Source organism: Nocardia sp. NPDC003726 (assembly GCF_053586955.1).
Map to the genome: position 1 here is coordinate 16,466 of NZ_JBSFNF010000030.1, position 24,907 is coordinate 41,372.

Sequence of the window (24,907 nt, forward strand, 5' to 3'; positions counted from 1 at the left end):
ATCCTCATTCTCGTCGTGGTCCTGATTGTTTTCTCATTCGATCCACTACCCCGGCTATGAATTCGGTGACGGCATCCAGTTCCGCCACATAGGCCCAGTAGTCGGGGTGGCGCCCCGACAGTGTTTCGCTGATTCGGTCGATTCGCGCCGCTTGCGCGTCGAGGACCGAACCCCATTCGGCGACCAGCCCGCGGCTCACCGCGAGCATCTGCGCGTCCCGCAGCCGGAATCGTACGGCCTTGGCGTGTTCTTGCGGGTCGGACCGGATCGCACGCAGCAGGGCCAGCCGCTTGGTGACGGCGTCGACTCGCTGCTCGGCCTCGGCGAGGAACCCGCGCGCGGATGTGGTCAGTTCAAGTGCAAACTCCGGATTGTTCTCTGCCGCCGCCGCACGCGCCCTGCCCAGGGCCGCGTCCGCGGCCTCGATGGCTCGCTGGCTTTCCCGCTCATTGTTAGCCAGATCGGCCGAACTCGCAGCATTGAACTCGCGCAGCAGCGCCGAGAACGCGGGCGCAACGCCTTCGGCCCTGGTCCGGACGGCGGCAATGCGGGTTGTCACCGACGATATCGCGGTGTTCGCCGCCGCCGCCCGAGATGGCGCCTGCGCCAAAGCATCCGCCAGCTCCTTGGTGACCGTCTGGAGACGGATCGCGGCCTCCCGCACGGTGCCACCGGGTGCGTCTGAACCCGCCGCCTCCAGTGTGACCAGCGCCTCATCGACCGCGGCGGCGTGCCTGCGCACCGAGGGATAATCCGCGAACTCCGATTCGGCGGCCCGCCCGCGCACACCGGCCGCGTCGGCCTTCACCCGCTGGACCAACTGCGGCACGGCGCCGAGCACCGCCACCGCCTCTTCCAGCTTGCCCTGGTCGCCGCGATAGAACTCGTCGACCGCCCGCGCCGCGTCGGTCAGTTGCCGCACCGCGGCGTCGACGCGTTGCCTGCCCTGCGGCACCGGAGGGCCGCCCTGCTGCGCGGCTTCCAGCTCCGTGCTCAGCGTCAGGTACACTTCCGCGGCGCCATAGCACCTGTGGCGCACCGGTTCCCAGCGCGCGCCCGTGCGCCGCTCGGGGAAGATCTGCTCGGCCGCGTGCACCGCCGCCTCGGCCGCGCTCTGGCGGCGATCCATGTCCAGGAACGCGGTCGCGAGCGTCGTGCGGGCATGCTCGATCCACTCGTCGTTTCCCGACGAACGGAACCATCCACGCCTCCGGCCTGCCACGCCCCGATGGTAGGAGATGTTCCTGTTCGCCGGGGGTTACGCGGGTTCCTACGCAAGTTCGCGGAAACCTACTACTGTCGATGGCGTCCCCGGCGATTCGGACATGCTGGGAACCAATGACGGACTATTGAAAGGGAATCCCGCATGGGTGTCAGTTTGTCCAAGGGCGGCAATGTCTCGCTGACCAAGGCGGCGCCTAACCTCACCGCTGTTGCGGTCGGCCTGGGGTGGGATGTGCGGACCACCACCGGCACCGACTTCGACCTCGACGCCAGCGCCATCGCCACCGGCGCGGACAAGAAGGTCCTGTCCGACCAGCACTTCGTCTTCTTCAACAACCTGCGTTCCCCCGAGGGCTCGATCGAGCACGCGGGCGACAACCGGACCGGCGAGGGCGAGGGCGACGACGAGGTCATCAACGTCGACCTGGCGAACACCCCGCCCACGATCGAGAGCATCTTCTTCCCGGTCTCGATCTACGACGCCGACTCCCGGTCGCAGTCCTTCGGCCAGGTCCGCAACGCCTACATCCGCGTCGTGGACCGCAGCAACGGCGAGGAGCTCGCCCGCTACGACCTCACCGAGGACGCCTCCACCGAGACCGCCATGGTCTTCGGTGAGCTGTACCGCAACGGCGCGGAGTGGAAGTTCCGCGCGATCGGCCAGGGTTACGCCTCCGGCCTCGCGGGCATCGCCCGTGACTACGGCGTGAACGTCTAAGGAACACTTCGCCGTTCACAGGGGGCCCGGCTACGGGCCCCCTCGTCGTGCGACCCAGGCATGCCGGCGCCCTGGGAGCAACGTTGGACAACCGGCGATCCAGCGGCCACCCTGGTAGCAACCGTCGCCGCCTCGTTCTTCACTCACGAAAGGTCCCAGCGTGGTCCTGCGCATATTCGGCATGTCCCTCGTCGTCACGGTGCTGTCGCTCGTCGTCGCCGTCGTGTACGGCGGACCGACCGCCCTCGCGCTCGCCGCGATCCTCGGCATCCTCGAGGTGTCGCTCTCGTTCGACAACGCCGTGATCAACGCCACCGTCCTGGAACGGATGAGCGCGTTCTGGCAGCGCATCTTCCTCACCATCGGCGTGCTGATCGCCGTGTTCGGCATGCGGTTGGTCTTCCCGCTGGCGATCGTCTGGATCACCGCGGGGCTGGATCCGGTCCGGGCCTTCGACCTGGCCCTCAACCCGCCCCCGGACGGCGCCCTGACCTTCCCCGACGGCAGCCCCAGCTACGAGAAACTGCTCACCGACGCGCACCCGCAGATCGCGGCGTTCGGCGGCATGTTCCTGGCCCTGCTGTTCCTCAACTTCATCTTCGAGGAACGCGACATCACCTGGCTGAGCTGGCTGGAGCGGCCGCTGGCCAAGGCGGGCAAGCTGGACATGCTCTCCGTGGTGGTCGCGGGCGCGGGCCTGATCCTCACGGCGGAGTACATCGCCGACGAGGCGCACCGCTCCACCGTCCTGGTGGCGGGCCTGCTGGGCATGATCACCTACATCGCGGTGGACGGCCTCGGCTCCATGTTCCACACCGAGGAGCACACCGAAGGCGGCCCGTCCGAACTGGCCAAGGCCACCGGTAAGGCGGGCTTCTTCCTGTTCCTCTACCTGGAGGTGCTCGACGCGTCGTTCTCCTTCGACGGCGTGATCGGCGCGTTCGCCATCACCTCCGACCCGATCATCATCGCGCTCGGCCTCGGCCTGATCGGCGCCATGTTCGTCCGGTCGATCACGGTGTACCTGGTCCGCAAGGGCACGCTGTCGGAGTACGTCTATCTGGAGCACGGCGCGCACTGGGCGATCGGCGCGCTGGCGGCGATCCTGCTGGTCTCGATCGGCGTGCACATCAACGAGATCGTCACCGGACTGGTCGGCGTCGCGTTCATCGGCGCGGCGTTCATCACCAGCATCGTCCGCAACGGCCGGGCAGACGAAGAGGAACTGGACAGCGAACGGGAACCGACGCCGGTAGGCTGAGGCCTGGCAAGCAGCCGAAGACCCGTTGCGGCAGCGGCCCCATCCCGAAGGATGGCCGCTGCCGCTCTCGTTTCCACAGAGGGGGGATCGCGCCATGGGGATCAACGACAACCCCGGCGGCGTCAACCTGTCGAAGGTGACTCTGTCGAAGGCGACACCGAGCATCAACCTGACCAAGCCCGGTGAGCAGCAGGGCACCATGCGGGTCAACCTGAACTGGTCGAGCGGCCCGCGAGGATTCTTCCGCCGCGCCAAGGCCATCGATCTGGACCTCGGCTGCCTCTACGAACTGTCCAACGGCGCCAAGGGCGTCGTCCAGGCGATCGGCGGCAACTTCGGCACGCTCGAGGGCGAGCCCCACATCCGGCTCGACGGCGACGATCGCAGCGGTTCGGCCGCGGCGGGCGAGAACCTGCACATCGATCTGGCCCGGCCCGAACTGTTCCGGCGCATCCTGATCTTCGCCTTCATCTACGAGGGCGTGCCCAACTGGGCCGCCGCCGACGGTGTGGTGACGCTCTATCCCACCGCCGGTCCGCAGGTCGAGGTCCGCCTCGACTCTCCGGTGGACGGCGCCCGCTCGTGCGCTATCGCCCTGCTGCAGAACCAGGGCGCCGGGATCACCGTGCACCGGGAAGTGCACTACGTCCACGGCGCCCAGCGCGAACCGGACCAGGCCTACCAGTGGGGCATGCAGTGGCAGGCGGGGCGCAAGTAGGTCAACGCGTCACCGGCGCCGGCTGCCGCCCGACCACCGGCGACGTCGTCGGCTTGCGAGCGGCGAACACCAAGCCGACCAGGCCGACAGCCAGCCCGGCGACCGTCAGCGGTCGCAGCGGCTGATCGATCAGCAGCCAGGCCAGGATCGCGGTCACCGCGGGCGTCGCGAAGAACAGCTTGCCCACCCTGGTCGCGTCCCACCGGCGCAACATGGCGTTGAGCAGCAGGAACGCCGCCATGGAGTTCACCAGCACCATCCAGGTGAGCGACCCGGCGAACCGGCTCATGTCCGACACGTGCACTTGGCCCGACAGCCAGGCCAATGCCCCCGCGATCGGCGCGCTGACCGCCACGTGCAGCGCCGTGGCCGCTTTCGGATCGACGGCGGGTGTGAACCGCTTCTGGTACACGGTGCCGATGCTCAGGCCGAGAAGACCCGCCACGCACAGCAGCAATCCGGTCAGGGAGAAGTGGGATCGGTCGAACACGGCGAGCGCGACTCCGATACCGCCGATGCCGAAACCGAACCACTGCCGCATCGCGACGACTTCGCCGATCAGTCCGGCGCACAGAGCGATGACCACCGGATTCAAGCCCTGCACCAGCGCGATCACCGCCGCCGAGACATGTTCGGCCATTGCCGTGTAGAACGCGCCGAACTGGACCATCTGCATCAGCAACCCGGCGACGAGCACGTGACGCAGCTGGGCGCCTTGCGGCCAAGTCGCCCGCGCGATGCAGGCGTAGGCCGTCAGCAGCACGCCCGCGACGGCGAAGCGCACGAACAGCACGAACAGCGGCGGCGCGGCGCCTACCCCGATAACCCCGGCGATGAACGCACTGCTCCACAGCAAGACGAACAGCGGCTGCGCGGCCACCGTCGCGAATCGGTTCTGCACGGAACCTCCCTTGAATAACCACCTTGGGCGGTTATCACCGTGGCACCCGGCCCACTAACCTGTCAAGACGGTTACTATGAGCACGTGTTCACCTTCGTGAGCGGCAACCTCGCCCTGGACTTCGCCGGCACCGTCAAGGGGCGCTCGACCACGTTCGAGGACGTCCTCACCAGCCCCGCGGCGCTGGCCGACTGGTTCGTCGCCGCGGGGCTGCTCGACAGCCCTCCGCTCAGCGACGCCGGCACCCTCGCGCGGGCGGTGCGCCTGCGCGAGGCGGCCTACCGCATGGCGCTGGCCGGCACCCGGGACAGCGCCTTCGATGAAGCCGACCGCCGGACCGTCAACGAATTCGCCGGCAGCGCCCCACCGGCGGTCAGCCTGCGCGCCGATGGCACGGTCGTCCGCTCCGGCGACACGGACGCGGCCTTGGCCGCCGTCGCGCGATCCGCGATCGAGCTGCTGGGCAGCAGCGCACTGGTCAAAGAGTGCGGTCGCACCGCATGCACCCGGCTGTACGTGGACACTTCCCGCGGCGGCTCACGCCGTTGGTGCGACATGACCCTGTGCGGCAACCGCGCCAAAAGCGCCGCCTTCCGCGCCCGGCACGGTGGGCACTAGACCACCGGGACCAACTTGCGCGAGCCGGGCTGCGGCACATGGGCAGAGGTCGAACGAGTTCCGCGCGGCGCCACCCACAGGAAGACGAAGAAGAAGACGATCAGCAGACTCGCGCGCCCCCACACACCGAATTGGACGATGCGCTCCATCAGCTCGACCGAGGTGCCCTGACCCATCGAGTAGAAATAGCGGAACACTCCGATGCCGATGGCCGCGTCGGCGACGAGATAGCTGCCGATCAACCACCAGGGAATCCGGAGCAGCACCAGGAACGGCACCAGCCAGAGGGTGTACTGCGGGGAATGCACTTTGTGGAGCAACAGGAATCCACACAGCATCGCACCGCTCACACCGACCCAGGGAAATACGCCGGTGGTCAGATAACGCCGCCAGCCGAGCACCATGGCCAGCGCGAACGCCGCGAGCACCAGCACGGGCGAGGCGACCGAGACCACCTGCTGGAACGCCGCCTCGCTGCGCGCGTCGGGACCGAACATCGGCCGAAGTCCCCAGTACCAGATCGAATTCGTGGTGATGTCGGCCTGACGCAACTGCTGGAACGTGATGGACGCGCGCCAGCCCTCGTATCCCACCAGGGCGAACGGCAGGTTGACCACGACCACGGTGCCGATCGCCGCGGCCGCGGTGAGCAGAGCGCCACGGACGTCCGGCTCGCGATCACCGCCCTCCGCGTCGCGCTCGCCACCGCCGGTCAGCACGTAGGCCAGCAAAGGCAACACGAAGATCCCCGGATACAGCTTGAGGCAGAATCCGAGCCCGAGCAGCACCGCGGCCACGATGCCTCTGGTACGCACGGAGTAGCGGGTCAGCGCCGACATCACGTAGACGGCCGCGACCGCCGTGCACACGACCGGAAGCTCCCAGTTGTGGAAGGCATACAGGACCAGCGGCGGTCCGGCCGCCCACAGCAGGGCCGCGCCCCCGGCCAGACGGGCCAGCATCCATGCGGTCAGCAGCGCGAAGGGCGCCAGCAGCAGCGCCGAGTAGCGCAGGAAATCGGCGTCGTTGTCCGCGCCGACCGCGCCGATCCACATCAGCACGCCACTGAGCACCGGATACTCCACCGCGCCGCCGACCAACGCGCCGCCGTCGGTGATGCCGCCGCTCACATAGGGAAAGACGTGCTCGTTGATATCCCGGCCGAGCCAGAGGAATTGGATGTCGGAATAGCAGACGTCCGAATCCTTGACGACGTCGAAAACCGTGCTGCGCCCGTCCCGGTCGAACGGCGCACCCGCGCAGCGCGCCTTGTTCGCATAGGCCAGCGCGAGGACCAGGCCGCAGAGCAGCACCACCACCACGGCGAATGCCGCGCGGCGTCGCACACCACCCGCGGGCAGGTCGCTGGCGGCGAGTCCGGTCGGCATGGATCAACCCTAAGCGGACGCTCCCGGGCGTGGCGCCGTTCCCCTTCCAACGGATGTGAACGCGGCCGCCCGCCGCATGGCGCCGGGGCGGCTCGCCGGGGTGATTTCACTGCTCAGCCGCCGCTCATGTAGCCTGTTCGGGTTGCTGACGCAACGACCCTCCTGCCACGGACCGTCCGTGGCCGTTTCCTAGTCCACAGGAGGTGATTGGTCCGTGCGTCATTACGAAGTGATGGTCATCCTCGATCCGAGCCTGGACGAGCGCACTGTTGGTCCGTCGCTGGACAACCTGCTCAGTGTCGTTCGCACCGAGGGCGGCAAGATCGACAAGGTCGACATCTGGGGCCGCCGCAGGCTCGCCTACGAGATCGCCAAGCACGCCGAGGGCATCTACGCCGTGGTCGACCTGACCGCCGAGCCCGCCACCGTGAGCGAACTCGACCGCCAGCTCGGTCTCAACGAGTCGGTGCTGCGCACCAAGGTTCTGCGCCACGACAAGTAGTCCGGCAACCCTCGTTTGCGTCGGAGCCTGTGCCTAGGCTCTAGCGCAACAGCGAGACGCGGACTGCACACCGAGCAGGAGGAACCACATGGCAGGCGACACGGTCATCACCGTCATCGGAAATCTGACGGCCGACCCGGAGCTTCGATTCACACCGGCGGGACAGGCGGTGGCGAATTTCACCGTCGCGTCGACTCCCCGTGTGTTCGACCGTAATTCGAACGAATGGAAAGACGGCGAAGCGCTGTTCCTGCGCTGCAATATCTGGCGCGAGGCCGCGGAGAATGTCGCCGAAAGCCTGACCAGGGGTTCCCGTGTCATCGTGAGCGGACGACTCAAGCAGCGCTCCTACGAAACCCGCGAGGGTGAGAAGCGCACGGTCGTCGAGCTCGAGGTCGACGAGGTCGGTCCCTCGCTGCGCTACGCCACCGCGAAGGTCAACAAGACCAGCCGCGGCAGCGGAGGCGGCGGCTTCGGGTCCGGCTCCGGCGGCGGTGGCGGCTATGCCTCCTCCGGTGGTGGCGGTGGGCGTTCCGGCGGTGCCGAGGACGACCCGTGGGGCAGTGCGCCCGCGGCAGGCTCCTTCGGGGGCAGCCGCATGGATGACGAACCGCCGTTCTGAGAACGGCCACAACGGCCCGGCCGATTCGGGCCATCACTGATTACGGAGTACAAGACCATGCCTAAAGCGCCCGCGCGCGAAAAGGTGCTGAAGAAGAAGGCTTGCTCGTTCTGCAAGGAGAGCAAGACCGGAAGCGTCACGATCGATTACAAGGACACGGCGTTGCTGCGCAAGTACGTCAGCGACCGCGGCAAGATCCGCGCCCGCCGCGTCACCGGCAACTGCGTGCAGCACCAGCGCGATATCGCGGTTGCGGTCAAGAACTCGCGTGAGGTCGCCCTGCTGCCTTACGTGTCGACGGCTCGCTGAGAAAGGGAGGCACGCCAATGAAGTTGATTCTTACCGCTGATGTGGACAACCTCGGTGCCCCCGGCGACACCGTTGAGGTCAAGGACGGCTACGGCCGCAATTACCTGCTGCCGCGCGGCCTGGCGATCGTGGCCAGCCGTGGCGCGCAGAAGCAGGTCGAGGGCATCCGCCGGGCGCAGGAAGCCCGCCGGGTGCGCGACCTGGACCACGCCAACGAGCTGAAGCAGGCCATCGAGGGCCTGGAGTCGGTCTCCCTGGCGGTGAAGACCGCCGGCACCGGCAAGCTGTTCGGCTCGGTGACCCAGTCGGACGTCGCCGCGGCCGTCAAGGCGGCGGGCGGCCCCGTCGTCGACAAGCGCAGCATCGAGCTGCCGAAGGCGCACATCAAGACGACCGGCAAGCACGGCATCGCGGTGCACCTGCACCCGGACGTGGTGGCGAAGTTCGACCTGACGGTCACCGCCGCCTGATTCAGGGCATCACGTCGAGGACCACCCCCGTCTGTGGACGGGAGTGGTCCTCGATTGTGCCCGCTGCTAAGCGCTGATTAGTAGCCAATTATTTGCCGAATGAGCGAGAGCGTCATTCGGGACAATCTGGGCGCCATCGCGTACTCCACCGGCGCCCGGTTTACCCAGCCTGTGGATTACTGGCGGAACCGACCGTTCGCAATGTGATTCAGGTCATATGCGGCTCACGTGCTGTTAACCCAACACGCCCGGCTGTTCAACTTGGACGACACGCCGGTGCTTCCTTAATCCACACCTGGAAAAGCGTGGAAGCCCATGTCTATCTGCGTATTTGACCTTGTCGGACTGGGTTTTCCCCAAGTTGTACACAGGGGGTGCACACGGTTGGGTGAACTCTCCCCAAGTTATCCACAGCTGTGTGCACAGGACGGTTTGGTGCCCGCCCTGCGGGTCGCCTAGGTTCGTCGCATCGCTGCGCGCCGACCGCTCCCCAGCGCCCGCACGGACCGGTGCCGCGGCGGTAGCTGGAGCCCTGGTCAACGGCTTGGACGAACGTGTCGGTGCCCGGGAGTAAAACGAGTCGACAGGGTGCATCCCGGTCGCGGGGTAGAGAGGACGGTCGAGTCTGGTGACAACCACCGATGACCGCGGGCACACGGATTTCCCGCCCGAACCTCCCGGCGAAGATTTCGGTCGCCAGCCTCCGCACGACATGGCGGCCGAGCAGTCGGTGCTCGGCGGCATGCTGTTGAGCAAGGACGCCATCGCCGACGTGGTCGAGGTGCTTCGGCCCGGCGATTTCTACCGCCCCGCCCATCAGGCCATCTACGACACGATCCTGGATCTCTACGGGCGCGGGGAGCCCGCCGACCCGGTGACCGTCGCCGCGGGCCTCGACCGCCGTGGCGAGCTCAAGCGCATCGGCGGCGCGCCCTATCTGGTCACGCTCACCCAGACCGTGCCAACCGCGGCCAACGCGGGCTACTACGCCGAGATCGTCGCCGAGAAGGCCATTCTGCGCCGCTTGGTCGAGGCGGGCACCCGCATCGTCCAGTACGGCTACGCGGGCGCCGACGGCCAGGACGTCGCCGAGGTGGTCGACCGCGCCCAAGCCGAGGTCTACGAGGTCACCGAACGCCGCACCAGCGAAGACTTCCTCCCCCTCGAAGAATTGCTCCAGCCGACGATGGACGAGATCGACTCCATCGCCAGCCGCGGCGGCATATCCCTCGGCGTCCCCACAGGTTTCACCGAACTCGACGAAATCACCAACGGTTTGCACCCGGGCCAGATGATCATCGTCGCCGCCAGGCCTGGAGTTGGTAAATCGACGCTGGGAATGGATTTCATGCGCAGCTGCTCGATCAAGCACGGCTTGGCGAGCGTCATCTTCTCACTGGAGATGAGTCGCACCGAAATCGTCATGCGGTTGTTGTCGGCGGAGGCGAAGATCAAGCTCGGGGATATGCGGTCCGGGCGGATGAGCGACGACGACTGGACCAAGCTGGCGCGGCGGATGAGTGAGATCAGCGAAGCGCCGCTGTTCGTGGACGATTCGCCGAACCTGACGATGATGGAAATCCGCGCCAAAGCGCGACGGCTCAAACAGCGCCACGATTTGAAACTCGTGGTGGTGGATTACCTCCAGCTGATGACGTCGGGCAAAAAGGTCGAATCCCGTCAGCAGGAAGTCTCGGACTTCTCCCGTAACTTGAAACTGCTGGCCAAGGAACTCGAAGTGCCGGTGGTCGCGATCAGCCAGCTCAACCGCGGTCCCGAACAGCGAACCGACAAGCGCCCCATGGTGTCCGATCTCCGCGAATCGGGCTGCATGCCCGCCAGCACCCGCATCCTCCGCGCCGACACCGGCGACGAGACCACGCTCGGCGACCTGCTGTCGAGCGGGGAGCGGCCGTTGGTGTGGTCGCTCGATGAACGGATGCGGATGGTTGCCCGACCGATGGTGAAGGTGTTCTCCAGCGGGCGCAAAGAAGTGTTCCGCCTGCGCCTGGCATCGGGCCGAGAAGTGGAAGCGACGGGAAACCATCCGTTCTTGACCTTGGATGGCTGGATTCCGCTCGAGAAGCTGTCGGTCGGCGACCGACTCGCCACTCCTCGTCGGGTACCGGAGCCGGTACACACGTCGCGGATGCCCGATGCCGAGGTCATCCTGCTCGCCCACATGATCGGCGACGGCTCCTGCGTGAAGCGGCAGCCGCTGCGCTATGCCAGCGTCGATGAGGAAAACCTGGCGGCGGTCACCGAAGCAGCGACGCATTTCGGCGTTACCGTCGCTCGTGACGACTATGCGGCAGCGAGGGTCACGACGCTTCGGCTGCGCGCTCCGAACCGACTTGCGCGCGGCAAACGCAATCCGGTTGCCGCGTGGCTGGATGAACTGGGACTGTTCGGTCTGCGCAGCTATGAGAAGTTCGTACCCAAGCGCGTCTTCGCGCTTCCGAATGATCAGATAGCATTGTTCCTGCATCATCTCTGGGCAACGGATGGCTCCGTGCGCTGGGATGCGAAGGGACGTCAGGCGAGGATCTACTACGCATCCACCAGCCGCCGCCTGATCGACGATGTAGTCCAATTGCTGCTGCGCTTGGGCGTGCACGGCCGCATCAAAAAAGTCACCAAGTCCGGCTACCGGGATTGTTGGCATCTCACTATCGACGGCGCGGAGAATCAGACGATCTTCCTGCGTGACATCGGGGTGCACGGCGCACGGGGGCAGTCCGCCCGAGCAGCCCTTGCCCAATTGGAGCCGATGACACGCAATACCAACGTCGACACGGTTCCCCGCGAGGTTTGGTCGAAGGTTCGTACGCTGCTGAGCGCCAAGGGCATGACGCACCGCGAATTCTCGGCGGCGATGGGTTCACGTTTCTGCGGATCGACGATGTGGAGGCACTCGCCCAGTCGATCCCGGCTGGCTCGGGTGGCAGCAGTGCTGGAAGACGCAGAAATCGAAATGTTCGCCACGAACGATGTCTTCTGGGACAAGATCGTCGACATCACCAGCCTCGGTGAGCAGGACGTCTACGACGGCACCGTGCCAGGAACACACAATTTCGTCGCGCAGGGAATCTCGGCGCACAACTCCCTGGAACAAGATGCGGATATGGTCATCCTGTTGCATCGTCCCGATGCTTTCGAGCGCGACGACCCGCGCGGCGGTGAGGCGGACCTTATTCTCGGCAAACACCGTAACGGTCCTACCGCGACAATTACTGTCGCCCACCAATTGCATTTGTCGCGGTTCGTGGACATGGCGCGCGGCTGAGTTCTGCCGGCGATGAGCATCGGGGCGCCGTGTGCGTCCCGATGACCTCGCGGCGCGGCGTCGTCGCCGGTCGACGACGCCGCCGAGCGGTGCTCCGACGCGCTGGGTAGGCGGAAGACGCTTCGGGGTTCGAACCCTTCCATCCGGCATCAAGTAACGCTCAGGGCCCCGGCCACGACGTCCTCGGTGACGTATGGCCCGTCGGGGGGCTTGTCCGTCCACTTTGTCGGTGTATGGAATGGGAATCAGGACATGGCTCTTCGCGAGTTCTTCGCGCGGCATCGTATCGCTTCGGCGGTGGCCGCACCGGCGGCGTTGGGAGTGGCGGCGGTCGTCGTCGCCTCGTTGGCGCTGACCTCGACGCCGGAAACCAGGGATACGCGGCTCACGACGTCCGTCACGGAATGCCGCGACATGGTCACCATCTCGGTGGCCGGTCGCAACGACACTCCGGTGGAGGGCACCACCAAGATGCTGGTGGACGCGAACGGCAACCCTTTGCCCGCGGCGCTGTCGGGCGATCACAGCAGCGAGTGGGTCGATCCGGTGGTCAACGCACCCGCCGACGACGTCGATCCGGACGCGTACGCCGCGGTCTACATCGCCTATCCGGCGAATATGTCCACCTATGAGGACGCCGTCAACGCCGGTGTCGAGAACACCGAACGGGTGATGCGGGAGATCGCCCAGGCGTGCCCCGACACCAAGTTCTCGATCGTCGGATACAGCGAGGGCGCCGACGTCGTCCGCCGTGTCGCGATGAAGATCGGCCATCAGGAACCCGGCCAGGACGGCGCCTACGGGATCGTGGACCCGGACGACGTCGTCGGCGTCGTCATCCTCGCCGATTCGGGCCGGTCGGCGGGCGACGGGCCGTTCCCCGGATCGAAGGACCCGTTCGGCAATCCGGACGGCTTCGACCAGAAATATCAGAGCGGCGCCAACCCGGTCCCCGGACAGGGCGCGGTGCAAGGAACCAGCGGCGACTTCGGCGCGCTCAACGGCAAGATCGCGTCGTTCTGCTCCGACGGCGATCTCACCTGCTCGGCGCCGCAGAACATCTCCCTGCTGCAGTTGGTGGTCAATGTCGGCAGGCAGTTGAACGTCGACGCGCTCGAGCGCGACGGGCTGACGCCCGCGACCGGGCAGGACGTCGCCGTGGTCCTCGGCCGGATCGCGATGGCGGCGTTCGCGGACATCCAGTCGCAGCCGAACTGGATGCAGAGCGACGAGACCTTCCTGCAGGTGCTGTTGCGGGTGTCGGATCCGGCGTACAAGCCGGGGGAGAAGAAGGCTCCTGCGCAGGCGGAGGCGATTTCCACGAACGAGATGTCGCCGCTGGCCTACCTGCCGCAGAAGGTGCTCAACGAGATCGTCGGACTGATCGTGACGAACCAGAACACCATCCCGGTGATCCTGAGCGACCCGTACAACCTCACGCTCGGGCCGAACCACACCGGTCACCACTTCGACTACTGGGACGACGCCGATCCCGCCGCGGGCAAGCCGCTGACCTCGGCGGAGTACGCCGCCGCCTGGCTCACCCACCTGGCGAAGCAGGCGCAGGCCGGCAAGCAGGTCGACCCGACGTCCAAGCCGCAGGCGGCGGATCTGGCCGCCGTGTACAAGGCGGTGGAGACCACCTCGGCGGCTCCGACGACCGAGCCGGCCAAGGCGTCGACCACGTCGCCGAAGCCGACCAGCGCCGCGCCCACGACGACCAGCGCCGCGCCGACGACGACCGGTACCACGGAGCGGCCGACGGCGGCGCCGAGCTCGAGCACCACTTCGGCGCCGGTGGTCACCACGCCGCCCGCTCCGGCTCCGGTCGCGGCTCCGGTCGAGACGACCAAGCCCACCACCACGGAATCGACCACGACGACAACGCAAGCGGCGCCGACCACGACCGCGAAACCGTCGAACTGATCGACCCACGGGCCGCGATCACAGCCTCCAGGCGTGGTCGCGGCCCTCGGCGTCTTCGCTCAGACCAAGCCGCCGTTGGCGCGAATGATCTGGCCGTTGACCCAGTGGCCGTCCGGACTGGCCAGAAACGCCACCACGGCGGCGATGTCGGCCGGTGCGCCGAGTCGTTGCAGCGGCACGGCGTCGGCGAGCCGGGCGATGGTGGCGTCGTCCTTTCCGTCCAAGAAGAGGTCCGTTGCGGTCGGGCCGGGCGCCACCGCGTTGACCGTCACGTCCCGGCCGCGCAATTCGCGCGCCAGGATCATGGTCAGCGCCTCGACGGCACCCTTGCTGGCGACGTAGGCCCCGTACGTCGGAAACGCGGTTCCGACGACCGAGGTGGAGAAGTTGACGATCGCCCCGCCCGGCCGCAGTCGGCGCGCCGCCTGCTGGTCGACGACGAAAGTGCCGCGAATATTGGTCCGGTGCAGGCTGTCGAGCACGGCCAGATCGAGCTCGGCCACCGGCGCGAGATGCATCCGGCCCGCCGCGTGCACCACGACGTCGACGCCGCCGAATTCGCTTTCCGCCCGGTCGAACACCGCGGCCATCGCGGATTCGTCGGCCACGTCCCCCTGTGCGGTCAGCGCCACGCCGCCCGCGCCGCGGATCTGTTCGGCGGCGCTGTCGGCTTCGGCGGCATTCGACGCGAAGTTCAGCACGACGGCGCACCCGTCACCGGCGAGCCGTTCGGCGCACGCGCGGCCGATGCCGCGCGAACCGCCCGTTACCACTGCGACTCGGGCAGGCCCGCCGCTTGTGTTGGCCACCGGTTGCCGTTCCTTTCGTTCGTCGAAGCTGGGAGACGCCCGTCACGAGGACGAACGACTGTTGACGGGTTTTCCTGGGAGGGCCAACCCTAACAGCGTGGTCATGCGGATTCGCCCGCCAACGCGCGAGGGGTACGGCGTAATCGGACGCACCGTTGGCGTACCGCCCGACGGCCTCGTCAGTCGGGTACGCCCCGGAGGTGACGGCCGAGCACTTCGATGCGATGACGCTGGATCTGCGTGAATTCCTCGGGGTGATGGATCTCCACGCTCAGCCGCCCGTCGAACGTGCTGATGACACAGGTGCCGCCGCCGGGTTGCTGCGGGCGGCGTCCGGTCAGGTCCGGCTTCGCGAGCATGGCGGAGTGGAAGTCGTCGATCCGCAGCTCGTCCTGTTCCGGTAGCGGCGGGATGGTGCCCCAGTTGGTCGCGATGACCACGCCCGGCAGAGCCGGGCGCGGCGCCGCCGCCATGTCGGGGATGCTCAACGGGGTGCGCTGCACGATGCCGGCGGACAGGCCCGCGTGCAGCGCCGCGCCGATGCCGCGGGCCGATTCCACCAGCGTCACGTCGGATGCGGGGGAGAGGTAATTGGCGAACCCGAGAACGTTGGTCCCTTCGGTGGCGCCGATTCGCGGGCTGACCCTGGTCCGCAGGTCGACGGAGTACAGGTAGAGCAGGCCGGTGAGCGGCAGTTCGCGGATCTGGGCTTCGGTCCGCAACAGCGCGGCCGACACCAGGCCGTGCACCGTGACGTTCTCGCGGTGCCCGACGGCGACCAGCGCGGTGGTCTCCTCCCGGGTGAGCAGGCATCGGGTGGTGCGCAGCGTCGGGTAGTCGTCGTCGCGCGGCGGCGGGACGTGCGGCGTGGCTGCGGTGTTCGCGGCGCCGGGCAGCGCCATCTTCTCGATGCCGCGCGCCGCGAGCAGGCGCTCCACCGGGTCGGGGAACGCGTGTACCGGCGCCTCGGGGGTGGCGCCGCCGACCGCGGCCCGATACCCGGCCCAGAATTCGGTGACGATGACGAACGCGTGGAAGGCGTCCGCGATGCTGTGATGGATCACGAGGGTGACGCTCGCGGTATCGCCGTCGCGCACCACGCAGAGTCCGCAGACGCCCGTGCGCTGATCGAATTTCGCTCCGGTGAGCGCCGATTCGGGATTGCCGTCGGCGACGAAGATCTGCGGCGTGGCGTCCGTCGCGACGAAGACGCGACCGCCCTCCGCGGACGACTCGATGCGGGCGCGCAATATCGGGTGCGCCCTGGTGACGGACTCGAGGGCCGCCGTCAAGGCGGGCAGGTCCAACCGGCCGGATACCCGTGCCGCGTAACCGATGAAGACCTCGCCCGCGGCGAACATCTCCTCGCTCGGGGCAAGCCGGCGGATCACGTCGACCACGATGATGTCTTCCCTTCGTTCCGGGCGAAGACTAGCCCGAACAGCGTTGTCCGCGCGCACCATTCGCTCAAATAGGACTAATGGGACACGGATCCGTGCTCACCGGCCTTACCGGGGACGGGAAACCGGATCTGTCGGATGATCCGATCACCTGAATAAGCTCGCAGTGGTCGAAAGCGAGCGGAGCATGTTCCCAACCCCCGACACCGAGTCGGTCACCGTCGGTCCGCATCGCGGAGCGGTCGCGCGATGACCCGCCGCGGGTGGGCGCTGTTCCTGGCGATGGGCGTGATCTGGGGCGTGCCGTACGCGATGATCCGCGTCGCGGTAGTGGATCTCGATCCGATCGTGGTCGCGTTCGGCCGCACGCTGATCGGCGGTTTGCTGCTCCTGCCGGTCGCGCTGTACACCGACGCGCTGGCGCCGGTGTTCCGGCGGTGGCGGCCGCTGCTGCTCTACACCCTGGTGGAGATCACCGGGCCGTGGTTGCTGATCGGGTACGCCGAGACCACGCTGCACAGCTCGACGGTCGGCCTGCTGATCGCGGCGGTGCCGCTGATCGCCGTGGTGATCGTGACCGCGCTCGGCCACGACCGGTTCGACGCGCGCCGGGTGGCCGGTCTGTTCGTGGGGTTCGCCGGTGTCGCCGCGCTCGTCGGCTTGGACGTCGACCTGGGGAATCCGGCCGCGATCGCCGCGATCGGGCTGACCACGGTCGGCTACGCGGTCGGCCCGATCGTCATCAATCGCGCGCTGGCCGATCTGCCCCCGCTCGGTGTGGTGACCGCATCGTTGCTGCTGGCGGCGGTGATCTACGCGCCGTTCGCGGGGTGGCTGCGCCCGTCGCACCTCACCGCAGACGCGGGTTGGTCGGTGCTCGGGCTCGCGGTGGTCTGCACCGCCGTGGCGTTCCTGTTCTTCTTCGCGTTGATCGCCGAGGTCGGCCCTGCCCGTGCCACGGTGATCACCTATATCAATCCCGCGGTGGCGATCCTGCTCGGCGTCACGGCGCTCGGCGAGCCGCTGACCGCGGGAATGGCGATCGGCTTCCCGCTGGTCATCCTCGGTTCGGTGCTCGGAACCGCGCGCGGGCGCGGCGAGGCGAGCACGGACCTCGCCGCGCCCCCGGCACCAGAGGCCGCCGTCCCATTACCCGAGAAGTAATCGCCAGGAGGGGCGGCACTGCCGAGAATCGGTTGCGCGCCGCGTGATCGCGCGGCGGGTGTGCGAAAGGACTTCTCGTGTCAGTCACCGTGCCCGCCACTCGAGCGGTGGTCGAAGAGTTGTTGCGGCGAATCGCTTCCGGAGACCCGGACGCGGTGGCCGAGTTGTACGCCGAAGACACCGACTGGCAGCTCGATTGGCCGGAGGCGGAGCACGGCCGCGCGGCGACGCCCTGGATCCGGCACCGTCGTACCCGCGCCGACGCCGCCGAGCATTACCGCTCGCTCGCCGAACACCATGTGCCGGAGGACGTGGACACCCGGGTCGAGCGGGTGCTGGTCGACGGTGCGGACGCCGTGGTGCTCGGGGAGATCCGGCAGACCGCCCGCCGCACCGGCCGCGCCTATCGCGCGCGGTTCGCGTTGCATCTGACGGTGCGAGACGGTCTGATCGTCCGGCACCACGTCTACGAGGACAGTCTCGCGGTCGCCCAGGCATTCGATCCGGGGGAGTAGGTAATACGCTGCTCGGGATGCTGCATCCGACGGAAGACTTCGCAGACGAACATCCCGACGTGGCCGTCACCCGCGCCGCCTACGACGACGTCGCCGATCTCTATACCGAGCTTTTCCGGGACCACCTCGCCGGCGCGGTACTCGACCGCGCGATGCTCGGCGCGTTCGTGGAGTCGGTGGCGCGCAAGGGTTCCGGGCCGATCGCCGATCTCGGTTGCGGCCCCGGACGGCTCACGGGCCATCTCGCGTCGTTGGGGGCCCAGGTGTTCGGCATCGATCTTTCGCCACGCATGCTGGAGCTGGCCCGCGCGGAACATCCACAGCTGCTTTTCGCGCAAGGGTCGGTGGAACAGCTACCCATAGGCGACGAGGCGCTCGGCGGCATCGTGGCGTGGTACTCGTTGATCCACCTTCCGCCGGATCGCGTGCCGCACGTGTTGAGCGAGTTCCATCGGGTACTCGCAACCAAAGGGCACGTGTTGCTGGCCTTCCAAACGGCAGACCAGCCGGATGCGGTGGAAGCCTTCGACCACAAGGTGACTCGCGCCTATCGGTGGGCGCCGAAGCGTCTCGCGCGCCTGCTCGGTGCCGCCGGGTTCACCATGATCGCTCGGATGGTGCGCGAGCCGGATCCCGAGGAGCGGTTCGGGCAGGCCTACCTACTGGCCGCGAAGGTTCGGTGACGTACCGAACACGTTCCATCCGGTCCGGGTGAGTCCGTCTCCGGGTAGGTTTGTCGTGTCGCGGCGGCTTCACGGCTGCGCGGGCCCGCCGACAACGTGGTCGATCGAACTCCGAACATCTTCACCATGTCGTCAGGGGGCGACTCATCATGGAATTCATCGCGCCGGTCGATGCCGTCTTCTTGCTCGCCGAATCCCGGGAACAGCCGATGCACGTGGGTGCGCTGCAACTGTTCGAGCCGCCGGAGGACGCCGGGTCGGATTTCGCCGCACAAGTGCACGACAGACTGGTGGGCAACACCGACGTCGATCCGGCCTTCCGCAAGCATCCCGCCACGATCTTCGGATCCCCGCAGATGGCGTGGACCTATGCCGACGACGTGGAACTCGACTATCACGTGCGGCGGCTGGCCGTCCCTGGGCCGGGGCGCATGGACCAGCTCGTCGAGCTGGCCGCCGGGCTGCACAGCAGTCTGCTCGACCGGCACCGCCCGCTGTGGGAGTTCCATCTGATCGAAGGGCTCGCCGACGGCAGGTTCGCGCTGTATTCGAAGATGCATCACGCGTTGATCGACGGCGTTTCCGCGCAGCGTCTCCTGCGCCGCACGCTGACCAGCGATCCGGGCTCGAGTGTCACACGGGTGCCGTGGCACCTGCCTCGGGGCAGGCGCGGGACGCGGTCCAGTACGGGGAGCGCGGCGCGCAATCTGGTCGCCGCCGCCACGTCCGGCGCGTCGGTGCTGCGTGCCGCGCGCACCGCGCTGGCGCGCCAGCAGCTGACCCTGCCGTTCGCGGCGCCGCGCACCATGTTCAACGTCCCCATCGGCGGCGCGCGCCGCGCGGTGGTGCGGTCCTGGCCGTTGGAGCGGTTGCAGCAGGTGAAGAAGGCGACCGGCGCGACGCTCAACGACGTGGTGCTCACCATGTCGGCGGGCGCGCTGCGACGGTATCTGCTGGAACGCAACGCCCTGCCGGACAAGCCGCTGGTCGCGATGGTGCCGATGTCGCTGCGCGCCGAGGACGACGAGGAGACCGACGGGGTGAAGGTCGGTGCGGTGCTGTGCAACCTCGGCACCGACATCGCCGATCCGCTCGGCCGCCTCCAGGTGGTCGCCGCGTCGATGCGCGACGGCAAGGACGTGTACCGCACGCTGTCGTGCAACCAGACGATGGCGTTGTCGGCATTGATGCTCAGCCCGCTGGCCCTCAATCTCGTGCCCGCGCTGATCCCGTGGACCAATCCGACCTTCAACATCGTGATCTCCAACGTGCCGGGGCCGCGCGAGCCGATGTATTGGAACGGTGCGCGGCTGGACGCGAGCTACCCGCTGTCGATCCCGTTCGACGGCCAGGCGGTGAACATCACGCTGACCTCCAACGCGGGCAATCTCGACTTCGGCGTGGTCGGCTGCCGCCGCAGTGTGCCGCAACTGCCCCGTCTGCTCGATCACCTGGAGGCCTCGCTCGCCGAACTGGAGCGCGACACCGCCTGACCCGGCAGCGCATTCCGCAGAAAACTAGAACGTGTTACTGTCGAGGCATGGTGCAACGGCCAGTCGACGAAGCCGCAGCCGCTTCATGGCGATATCAGCGGCTCGCGGCGGACTCGACGCGCGGCGACCGAGCCGAGCCGAGCGCCACTTATGCAACTCGTTCTAGTACATCTGCGCCGCGCCGTTCGCGGCGGAGCAGTTAGGGAGACCAGCACGCCATGCGTACCGAAATCTGCGAACGGCTCGGGATCGAATTCCCCATCTTCGCCTTCACCCACTGCCGCGACGTGGCGGCCGCGGTCAGCAACGCGGGCGGACTCGGCGTGCTCGGCGCCGTCGGCTTCACCGCCGAGCAGCTCGAGGTCGAGCTGGCCTGGCTGGACGAGCACGTGCAGGGCGTCTACGGCGTCGACCTGGTGATTCCCTCGAAGTACGAGGGCAAGGGCATCGATGGGCTGAGCCCGGAGGAACTCGAGGCCAAGCTGGCCGAGTTGGTCCCGCAGGGGCACCGCGACTTCGCGGAGAAGATCCTCGCCGACCACGGCGTGCCCAAGCTGCCCGAGGACGAGCACCACAACCAATTGCTCGGCTGGACCGCCACCACCGCGGGGCCGCAGGTCGAAGTGATCCTGCGGCATCCGAAGGCGAAGCTGGTCGCCAACGCCCTCGGCACCCCGCCGGAGGACGTGATCAAGCAGGTGCAGGATTCCGGCCGGTTGATCGGCGCGCTGTGCGGTTCGGTCAAGCACGCGCTCAACCACAAGCGCGCGGGCCTTGACTTCGTGGTGTGCCAAGGGACCGAGGGCGGCGGTCACTGCGGCGAGGTGTCATCGATGGTGCTGTGGCCGCAGGTCATCGACGCCGTCGGCGACCTGCCGGTGCTGGCCGCGGGCGGCATCGGCAACGGCCGCCAGGTGGCCGCCGCGATGGCGATGGGCGCCGCGGGCGCGTGGACCGGCTCGGTGTGGCTGACCGTCGAGGAAGCCAACGTTCCGCCCGCCCAGATGCAGACCTACATCGACGCCACCAGCCACGACACCGTGCGTTCGCGCGCATGGACCGGCAAGCCCGCCCGCATGCTGCGCAATGACTGGACCGAGGCGTGGGAGCGGGCCGACACCCCGGATCCGCTGCCGATGCCGCTGCAGATGATGGTCGCGCTGGACGGCGTGAAGCGCGGGCACCGCTATCCGGAGGCCGCCAAGGACGTCAACTTCAACCCGGTCGGCCAGATCGTCGGCATGATGAACCGGGTGGAGCGGTCGGCGGACGTGGTCAACCGCCTGATCCAGGAGTACGTCGAGGCGTGCGAGCGTCTCAACAAGCTCAACGGCGGAGCCTGAGTCCCGGCATAGGTTCCGAGGCGGCGATGCCGCGCGGTGCGGCCGCGCGGCGTCCAGCCGGTGGAGTCCGGGATGATCGCACCGGCGTCGAGGCGGCCACCCTCGCGCCGATGCGATCGCCGGTGCACGGCTTCGGGTCGATCGCACGGCACAGCAGGGCTCGCCGCTTGTGCTGCCGCTCAGACGTTTCGGCGCGGTCGGTCCTTCCACCGCAGGCCGAGCACCTTTGTCGATTCGGGATCGATTCATCCCATTCGCACCATGCGGTGTCTGGGTCGGATCTCGGCGCAGAACCCGGCGGCAGGGACATTTTGGAGGCCCTGAGCGGACTGGGTCGAGAGAGCCGCCCAAGCACGTCTCAGACAGATTGTGCAGCGTACGAAACGGCTAGGCGGTCGCGGCCCGATGCTCGTCGGCGCTTTCCTCGACGCCGACCACCAACTCCTCGAAGCGCGCGACGACCTTCTCGTGGTACATGCCGAACAAATCCTCGAACAGCGCCAGCTGAGCCTCGCTCGGCCCCGATCCGGAGTCCCACACCGCGGCCAGCGCCCGCCAGACCAAGACGTGCAGATCCGGCGCGCCCGCGAAGTACGCCTCGACCGCCTCCGGCACCTCGAGCACCGTCTCGCCGATCGAGTTCAAGATCGCGCGCTGCATGGGGAGTCCGAGCGCGGTCAGCAGCCTGCGCACGAGCGCGACCTCGAGCGCGAGCATCTGCCGCAAATCCGGATCCTGCTGACGCGCTATGGCTTCGAGTTCGTCGATGGTGGATTTCGTTTCGGCCGAATCGATCCGCTTTTCCCCGCCGGTGTAGGCGAGCAGCGCCTCCAGCACGAGATTGCGCTCGACATCCACGAGGTCGCGGAACATCTCCATCGCGATGTCGGGCATGGGAATCGAGAAACGGAACAGCTGGCGGTACACGTCCACCCCGCCCGCCTCCCTGACGTCACGGATCGTGAATCCCTTGCCGCGCCTGGCTTCGACGAAACCGTACGACTCCAGCCTGCCCAGGGTCAGCTGCGCGGTCGCGCGGTTCATGTCGAACTCCTCGGCGACCTGACGTACCGACGGCATGAGATCCCCCGGTTGATATTCCCCTGCGGCAACCCGGCGCGCCAGCTCGTCGGCAACGTCGGCGACCACCGTCTGGGATCCCATCGAAGTCACCTTTCGACTACTTTCGAAATACGTCCCAGACAGTCTAAGCCCTACTGTCCGGTACTGCACCTGTGTCACACTTGTGCCCGCGACTGTGAGGTGAGTCATGACCATCCGGCCCATCGGAGAGCGCCCCGAGGAGGGGGCGGCGGGCAAGCGATCCCGGCTTTTCGCGTCGCGTTCCCACGGTAAACCACCTGTTCACGGTGCTGTTCGCGGGGCCAAGCTCGCCGCGCTGCCGATGGCGTTCGCCGGAAGGCAGGCCGCGGGCCTCGGCAAGCGGGCACTCGGCAGATCGGCCGAAGAAGTCAATCGCGACATTCAGCTCCGCACCGCGCAGCACATCTTCGAGGTGCTCGGGGAGCTGAAGGGCTGCGCCGCGAAGCTGGGGCAACTGCTGGCCATCTACGAGCTGGCGCTGCCCCGGGAGCTGGCCGAGCCGTACCGGATCGCGCTCAGCAGGTTGCAGGACGCCGCGCCCGCGATGCTGCCGCACACCGTCCACGCCGCCATGGCCGAAAGCCTCGGAGCGCGATGGCGTTCGTATTTCCGCGCGTTCGACGATCGGCGCGCCGCCGCGGCATCGCTCGGCCAGGTGCACCGCGCGATCTGGCACGACGGCAGACCGGTCGCGGTCAAAGTGATGTATCCCGGCGGCAGGCAGGCGGTGGCGCGCGATCTGGACCACCTGCGTCGGATCTCCTATCTCGCCGCGGTTTTCCTGCCTGGCGCGGACATCGCGGCGGTGACCGAAGCGATCTGCGCGTCCGTCGCCGGGGAACTCGACTACGCGGCGGAGGCCGATCATCAACGCGCCTTCGCCGCGGCGTACGCCGACGATCCGGACTTCTACGTGCCGAATGTGATTGCGCAACAGGGCGACGTGCTGATCAGCGAGTGGCTCGACGGCACGCCGGTGCCGCGCGTCGTCGCCTCGGGCACCAAGGCCGAGCGCGACCGGGTCGGCATGCTCATGGTCCGCTTCGTGACTTCGGGCTGGGCCAGGCACGGCCTGCTGTACGCCGATCCGCATCCTGGCAATTTCCGCGTGCTTGCGGACGGCAGGCTCGGCGTGATGGATTTCGGCGCGTGCTGCGCTTGGCCGCCGGAGGGCTTCGGCGAATTGACGCTCGACTGCTGCAAAGCGATATTCCGCGGCAGCCCTGGCGATCTGGCGGACGCAACGCGCAGACACGGGTTCGTGGAGAACGGACGCGCACTCGACAGCGATGCGCTCTACGCCGCGATCACTCCGTGCGGCGAGCCCTTCCGGCACCAGACCTACCGCCTGACCACCCGCTGGTTGCGCCGGCAAGTCCTGCGCGCCACCAATCCTCGATTGACCAACGTGGTCCGGCAGATGACCATGCCCGCCTACTTCACGCCGTTCGCCCGCTCGTTCCTCACGCTGGTCGGCGTGCTCGGTCAACTGGAGACCGAAGGTCCCTATCGCGACGAAATCGTCCGCTGGATACCGGAATTGAGCGAGGCGTTCGTCTCGGACGAGACAGCGCGGACGGCCGCGCAGACGGTGGATCTCGCCGCCGCGCGGAGGAGACGCGCCGAGGTGGGCAAGCGGGATGTGCCAACCGGGTAATTCGGATCACACTGTGACACAAGGGAGTTCGACCCAGAGCACGTTGATGCGTCGCGAACGCGAAAAATAGGCCATTCTGTCTGAGACAAGTACGATCGCATGGCCCGGTGGTCGAAAATTCAACGAGTCACCGCCGCAGCCACGCGCGCCACTGCGGAGCGATGAGCGCGGCCATCTCCTGGTAACCAGCGGCCCCCGGATGCGCCCCATCGCCCGCGCGGACGTCGGCGGACCACACCGCGCCGGCGCGCAGGGGTTGGTGCACCCGCACGTACGGCACGTGCGACCCGGCGCAGACCTGGGCGAACCGTTCGTCCAGCGCGGCGGTGCGGGCGTTGTGCTCGTCGTCGGCGATCGGCGGCGGAGCGACCATCAGCACCGGCCATCCCCGCTCGGCCGCCTGCGCGATCAGCTCGCCGAGGTTGGCGACCGATTCCTCGGGCGCCACCCGCGAACCGCCGTTCTCGTGCATGGTGTCGTTCACGCCGAACGACAGCACGACCCGCGCGTCGACGCCTTCCGGCAGGCGGGGCGCGCACTCCGCGCGGAAGCGCCGCAGGATCTCGGCCGAGGTCTGTCTGCGCACCCCGAGGTTGTAGGCCGTCAGCGGGACCCCTTCCGCGTGCGCGAGGGACACCAGCCTGCCCGCCCACCCCAGAGAACCCGGGTCGCCGACACCGGCGACGAACGAATCCCCCACGAAACACACACGCAGATCACGGCTCACCCGCGTGATCCTGACAGGCCGGGACCGGCCCGCGAGTTCCGGGTACGGGCAATATGATCACGGAGGTTC

General features: G+C 67.7%; 23 protein-coding genes. 16 read left to right on the plus strand and 7 right to left on the minus strand.

All coding sequences use genetic code 11. From position 1 onward, the window contains the following. Positions 1–4: 4 nt before the first annotated feature. Entirely contained in the window at positions 5–1,129 is a 1,125-nt protein-coding gene (locus ACWDMM_RS29155) for a hypothetical protein (protein WP_449940531.1), read from the minus strand. A gap of 237 nt (positions 1,130–1,366) precedes the next feature. Between ACWDMM_RS29155 and ACWDMM_RS29160 the strand changes: the two genes are divergently transcribed. The 3 genes from ACWDMM_RS29160 (at position 1,367) to ACWDMM_RS29170 (ending at position 3,921) form a co-directional block, all read left to right on the plus strand. After that, a complete protein-coding gene (locus ACWDMM_RS29160; RefSeq protein ID WP_067808425.1) occupies positions 1,367–1,942 on the plus strand; it encodes a TerD family protein in 576 nt (191 codons plus the stop codon). 160 nt (positions 1,943–2,102) lie between these two features. After that, a complete protein-coding gene (locus ACWDMM_RS29165) occupies positions 2,103–3,203 on the plus strand; it encodes a DUF475 domain-containing protein (RefSeq protein ID WP_195079485.1) in 1,101 nt (366 codons plus the stop codon). Between the two features lie 94 nt (positions 3,204–3,297). After that, positions 3,298–3,921 (plus strand): TerD family protein, encoded by a 624-nt coding sequence (locus tag ACWDMM_RS29170; RefSeq protein WP_449940493.1) that lies wholly within the window; start codon positions 3,298–3,300, stop codon positions 3,919–3,921. Position 3,922: 1 nt separating this feature from the next. Here ACWDMM_RS29170 and ACWDMM_RS29175 read toward each other — a convergent pair whose 3' ends face one another. Further along, the gene (locus ACWDMM_RS29175; protein WP_449940495.1) at positions 3,923–4,822 is read right to left on the minus strand and encodes a DMT family transporter; all 900 of its coding nucleotides are present in this window, start codon (positions 4,820–4,822) and stop codon (positions 3,923–3,925) included. 84 nt (positions 4,823–4,906) lie between these two features. Between ACWDMM_RS29175 and ACWDMM_RS29180 the strand changes: the two genes are divergently transcribed. Next, a complete protein-coding gene (locus ACWDMM_RS29180) occupies positions 4,907–5,440 on the plus strand; it encodes a CGNR zinc finger domain-containing protein (RefSeq protein ID WP_449940497.1) in 534 nt (177 codons plus the stop codon). Here ACWDMM_RS29180 and ACWDMM_RS29185 read toward each other — a convergent pair. Beyond that, the gene (locus ACWDMM_RS29185) at positions 5,437–6,828 is read right to left on the minus strand and encodes a hypothetical protein (RefSeq protein ID WP_449940499.1); all 1,392 of its coding nucleotides are present in this window, start codon (positions 6,826–6,828) and stop codon (positions 5,437–5,439) included. The genes ACWDMM_RS29180 and ACWDMM_RS29185 overlap by 4 nt on opposite strands. A gap of 214 nt (positions 6,829–7,042) precedes the next feature. Here ACWDMM_RS29185 and rpsF point away from each other — a divergent pair, with 214 nt between their 5' ends. From rpsF to ACWDMM_RS29215, 6 genes are all read left to right on the plus strand, one after another. Continuing rightward, entirely contained in the window at positions 7,043–7,330 is a 288-nt protein-coding gene (gene rpsF, locus ACWDMM_RS29190) for a 30S ribosomal protein S6 (protein WP_039803204.1), read from the plus strand. An 88-nt stretch (positions 7,331–7,418) separates the two neighbouring features. Beyond that, on the plus strand, positions 7,419–7,952 hold the full coding sequence (locus tag ACWDMM_RS29195; protein WP_067808436.1) for a single-stranded DNA-binding protein: 534 nt from the start codon (positions 7,419–7,421) through the stop codon (positions 7,950–7,952). 57 nt (positions 7,953–8,009) lie between these two features. Then, positions 8,010–8,261 carry a 30S ribosomal protein S18 gene (gene rpsR / locus ACWDMM_RS29200; RefSeq protein WP_067808438.1) on the plus strand — a complete coding sequence of 84 codons (252 nt, stop codon included), beginning with the start codon at positions 8,010–8,012 and terminating at the stop codon, positions 8,259–8,261. A gap of 17 nt (positions 8,262–8,278) precedes the next feature. After that, positions 8,279–8,731, plus strand: coding sequence for a 50S ribosomal protein L9 (gene rplI / locus ACWDMM_RS29205; protein WP_067808439.1), 453 nt, complete (start codon positions 8,279–8,281; stop codon positions 8,729–8,731). Positions 8,732–9,359: 628 nt separating this feature from the next. Next, the gene (locus ACWDMM_RS29210; protein WP_195079489.1) at positions 9,360–12,017 is read left to right on the plus strand and encodes a replicative DNA helicase; all 2,658 of its coding nucleotides are present in this window, start codon (positions 9,360–9,362) and stop codon (positions 12,015–12,017) included. A 252-nt stretch (positions 12,018–12,269) separates the two neighbouring features. Then, positions 12,270–13,943 carry a cutinase family protein gene (locus tag ACWDMM_RS29215; RefSeq protein ID WP_195079490.1) on the plus strand — a complete coding sequence of 558 codons (1,674 nt, stop codon included), beginning with the start codon at positions 12,270–12,272 and terminating at the stop codon, positions 13,941–13,943. A 59-nt stretch (positions 13,944–14,002) separates the two neighbouring features. On the opposite strand, the gene ACWDMM_RS29220 is transcribed toward ACWDMM_RS29215, so the two are convergent. Beyond that, a complete protein-coding gene (locus tag ACWDMM_RS29220) occupies positions 14,003–14,752 on the minus strand; it encodes an SDR family oxidoreductase (protein ID WP_195079491.1) in 750 nt (249 codons plus the stop codon). A gap of 179 nt (positions 14,753–14,931) precedes the next feature. After that, positions 14,932–16,152, minus strand: coding sequence for a phthiocerol/phthiodiolone dimycocerosyl transferase family protein (locus ACWDMM_RS29225; protein WP_449940504.1), 1,221 nt, complete (start codon positions 16,150–16,152; stop codon positions 14,932–14,934). Between the two features lie 249 nt (positions 16,153–16,401). Between ACWDMM_RS29225 and ACWDMM_RS29230 the strand changes: the two genes are divergently transcribed. From ACWDMM_RS29230 to ACWDMM_RS29250, 5 genes are all read left to right on the plus strand, one after another. Next, the gene (locus tag ACWDMM_RS29230) at positions 16,402–17,316 is read left to right on the plus strand and encodes a DMT family transporter (protein ID WP_195079493.1); all 915 of its coding nucleotides are present in this window, start codon (positions 16,402–16,404) and stop codon (positions 17,314–17,316) included. A gap of 77 nt (positions 17,317–17,393) precedes the next feature. After that, complete coding sequence (locus ACWDMM_RS29235; RefSeq protein ID WP_195079494.1) at positions 17,394–17,831, plus strand: nuclear transport factor 2 family protein; 438 nt, start codon at positions 17,394–17,396, stop codon at positions 17,829–17,831. Between the two features lie 17 nt (positions 17,832–17,848). Beyond that, positions 17,849–18,514: a class I SAM-dependent DNA methyltransferase gene (locus ACWDMM_RS29240; protein WP_357209166.1), complete on the plus strand. Its 666-nt coding sequence runs from the start codon at positions 17,849–17,851 to the stop codon at positions 18,512–18,514. A 149-nt stretch (positions 18,515–18,663) separates the two neighbouring features. Then, complete coding sequence (locus ACWDMM_RS29245; RefSeq protein ID WP_357209164.1) at positions 18,664–20,007, plus strand: WS/DGAT/MGAT family O-acyltransferase; 1,344 nt, start codon at positions 18,664–18,666, stop codon at positions 20,005–20,007. Between the two features lie 218 nt (positions 20,008–20,225). Continuing rightward, positions 20,226–21,350: an NAD(P)H-dependent flavin oxidoreductase gene (locus ACWDMM_RS29250; RefSeq protein WP_195079497.1), complete on the plus strand. Its 1,125-nt coding sequence runs from the start codon at positions 20,226–20,228 to the stop codon at positions 21,348–21,350. A 387-nt stretch (positions 21,351–21,737) separates the two neighbouring features. Here the strand turns inward: ACWDMM_RS29250 and ACWDMM_RS29255 are convergent, their stop codons facing one another. Beyond that, positions 21,738–22,514, minus strand: a complete 777-nt coding sequence (locus ACWDMM_RS29255) for a GntR family transcriptional regulator (RefSeq protein WP_195079498.1) — start codon at positions 22,512–22,514, stop codon at positions 21,738–21,740. A gap of 106 nt (positions 22,515–22,620) precedes the next feature. On the opposite strand from ACWDMM_RS29255, the gene ACWDMM_RS29260 reads away from it, so the two are divergent. After that, positions 22,621–24,111 carry an ABC1 kinase family protein gene (locus ACWDMM_RS29260; protein ID WP_323124334.1) on the plus strand — a complete coding sequence of 497 codons (1,491 nt, stop codon included), beginning with the start codon at positions 22,621–22,623 and terminating at the stop codon, positions 24,109–24,111. A 127-nt stretch (positions 24,112–24,238) separates the two neighbouring features. On the opposite strand, the gene ACWDMM_RS29265 is transcribed toward ACWDMM_RS29260, so the two are convergent. After that, on the minus strand, positions 24,239–24,838 hold the full coding sequence (locus ACWDMM_RS29265) for a DUF459 domain-containing protein (protein ID WP_195079499.1): 600 nt from the start codon (positions 24,836–24,838) through the stop codon (positions 24,239–24,241). Between the last annotated feature and the right edge of the window lie 69 nt (positions 24,839–24,907).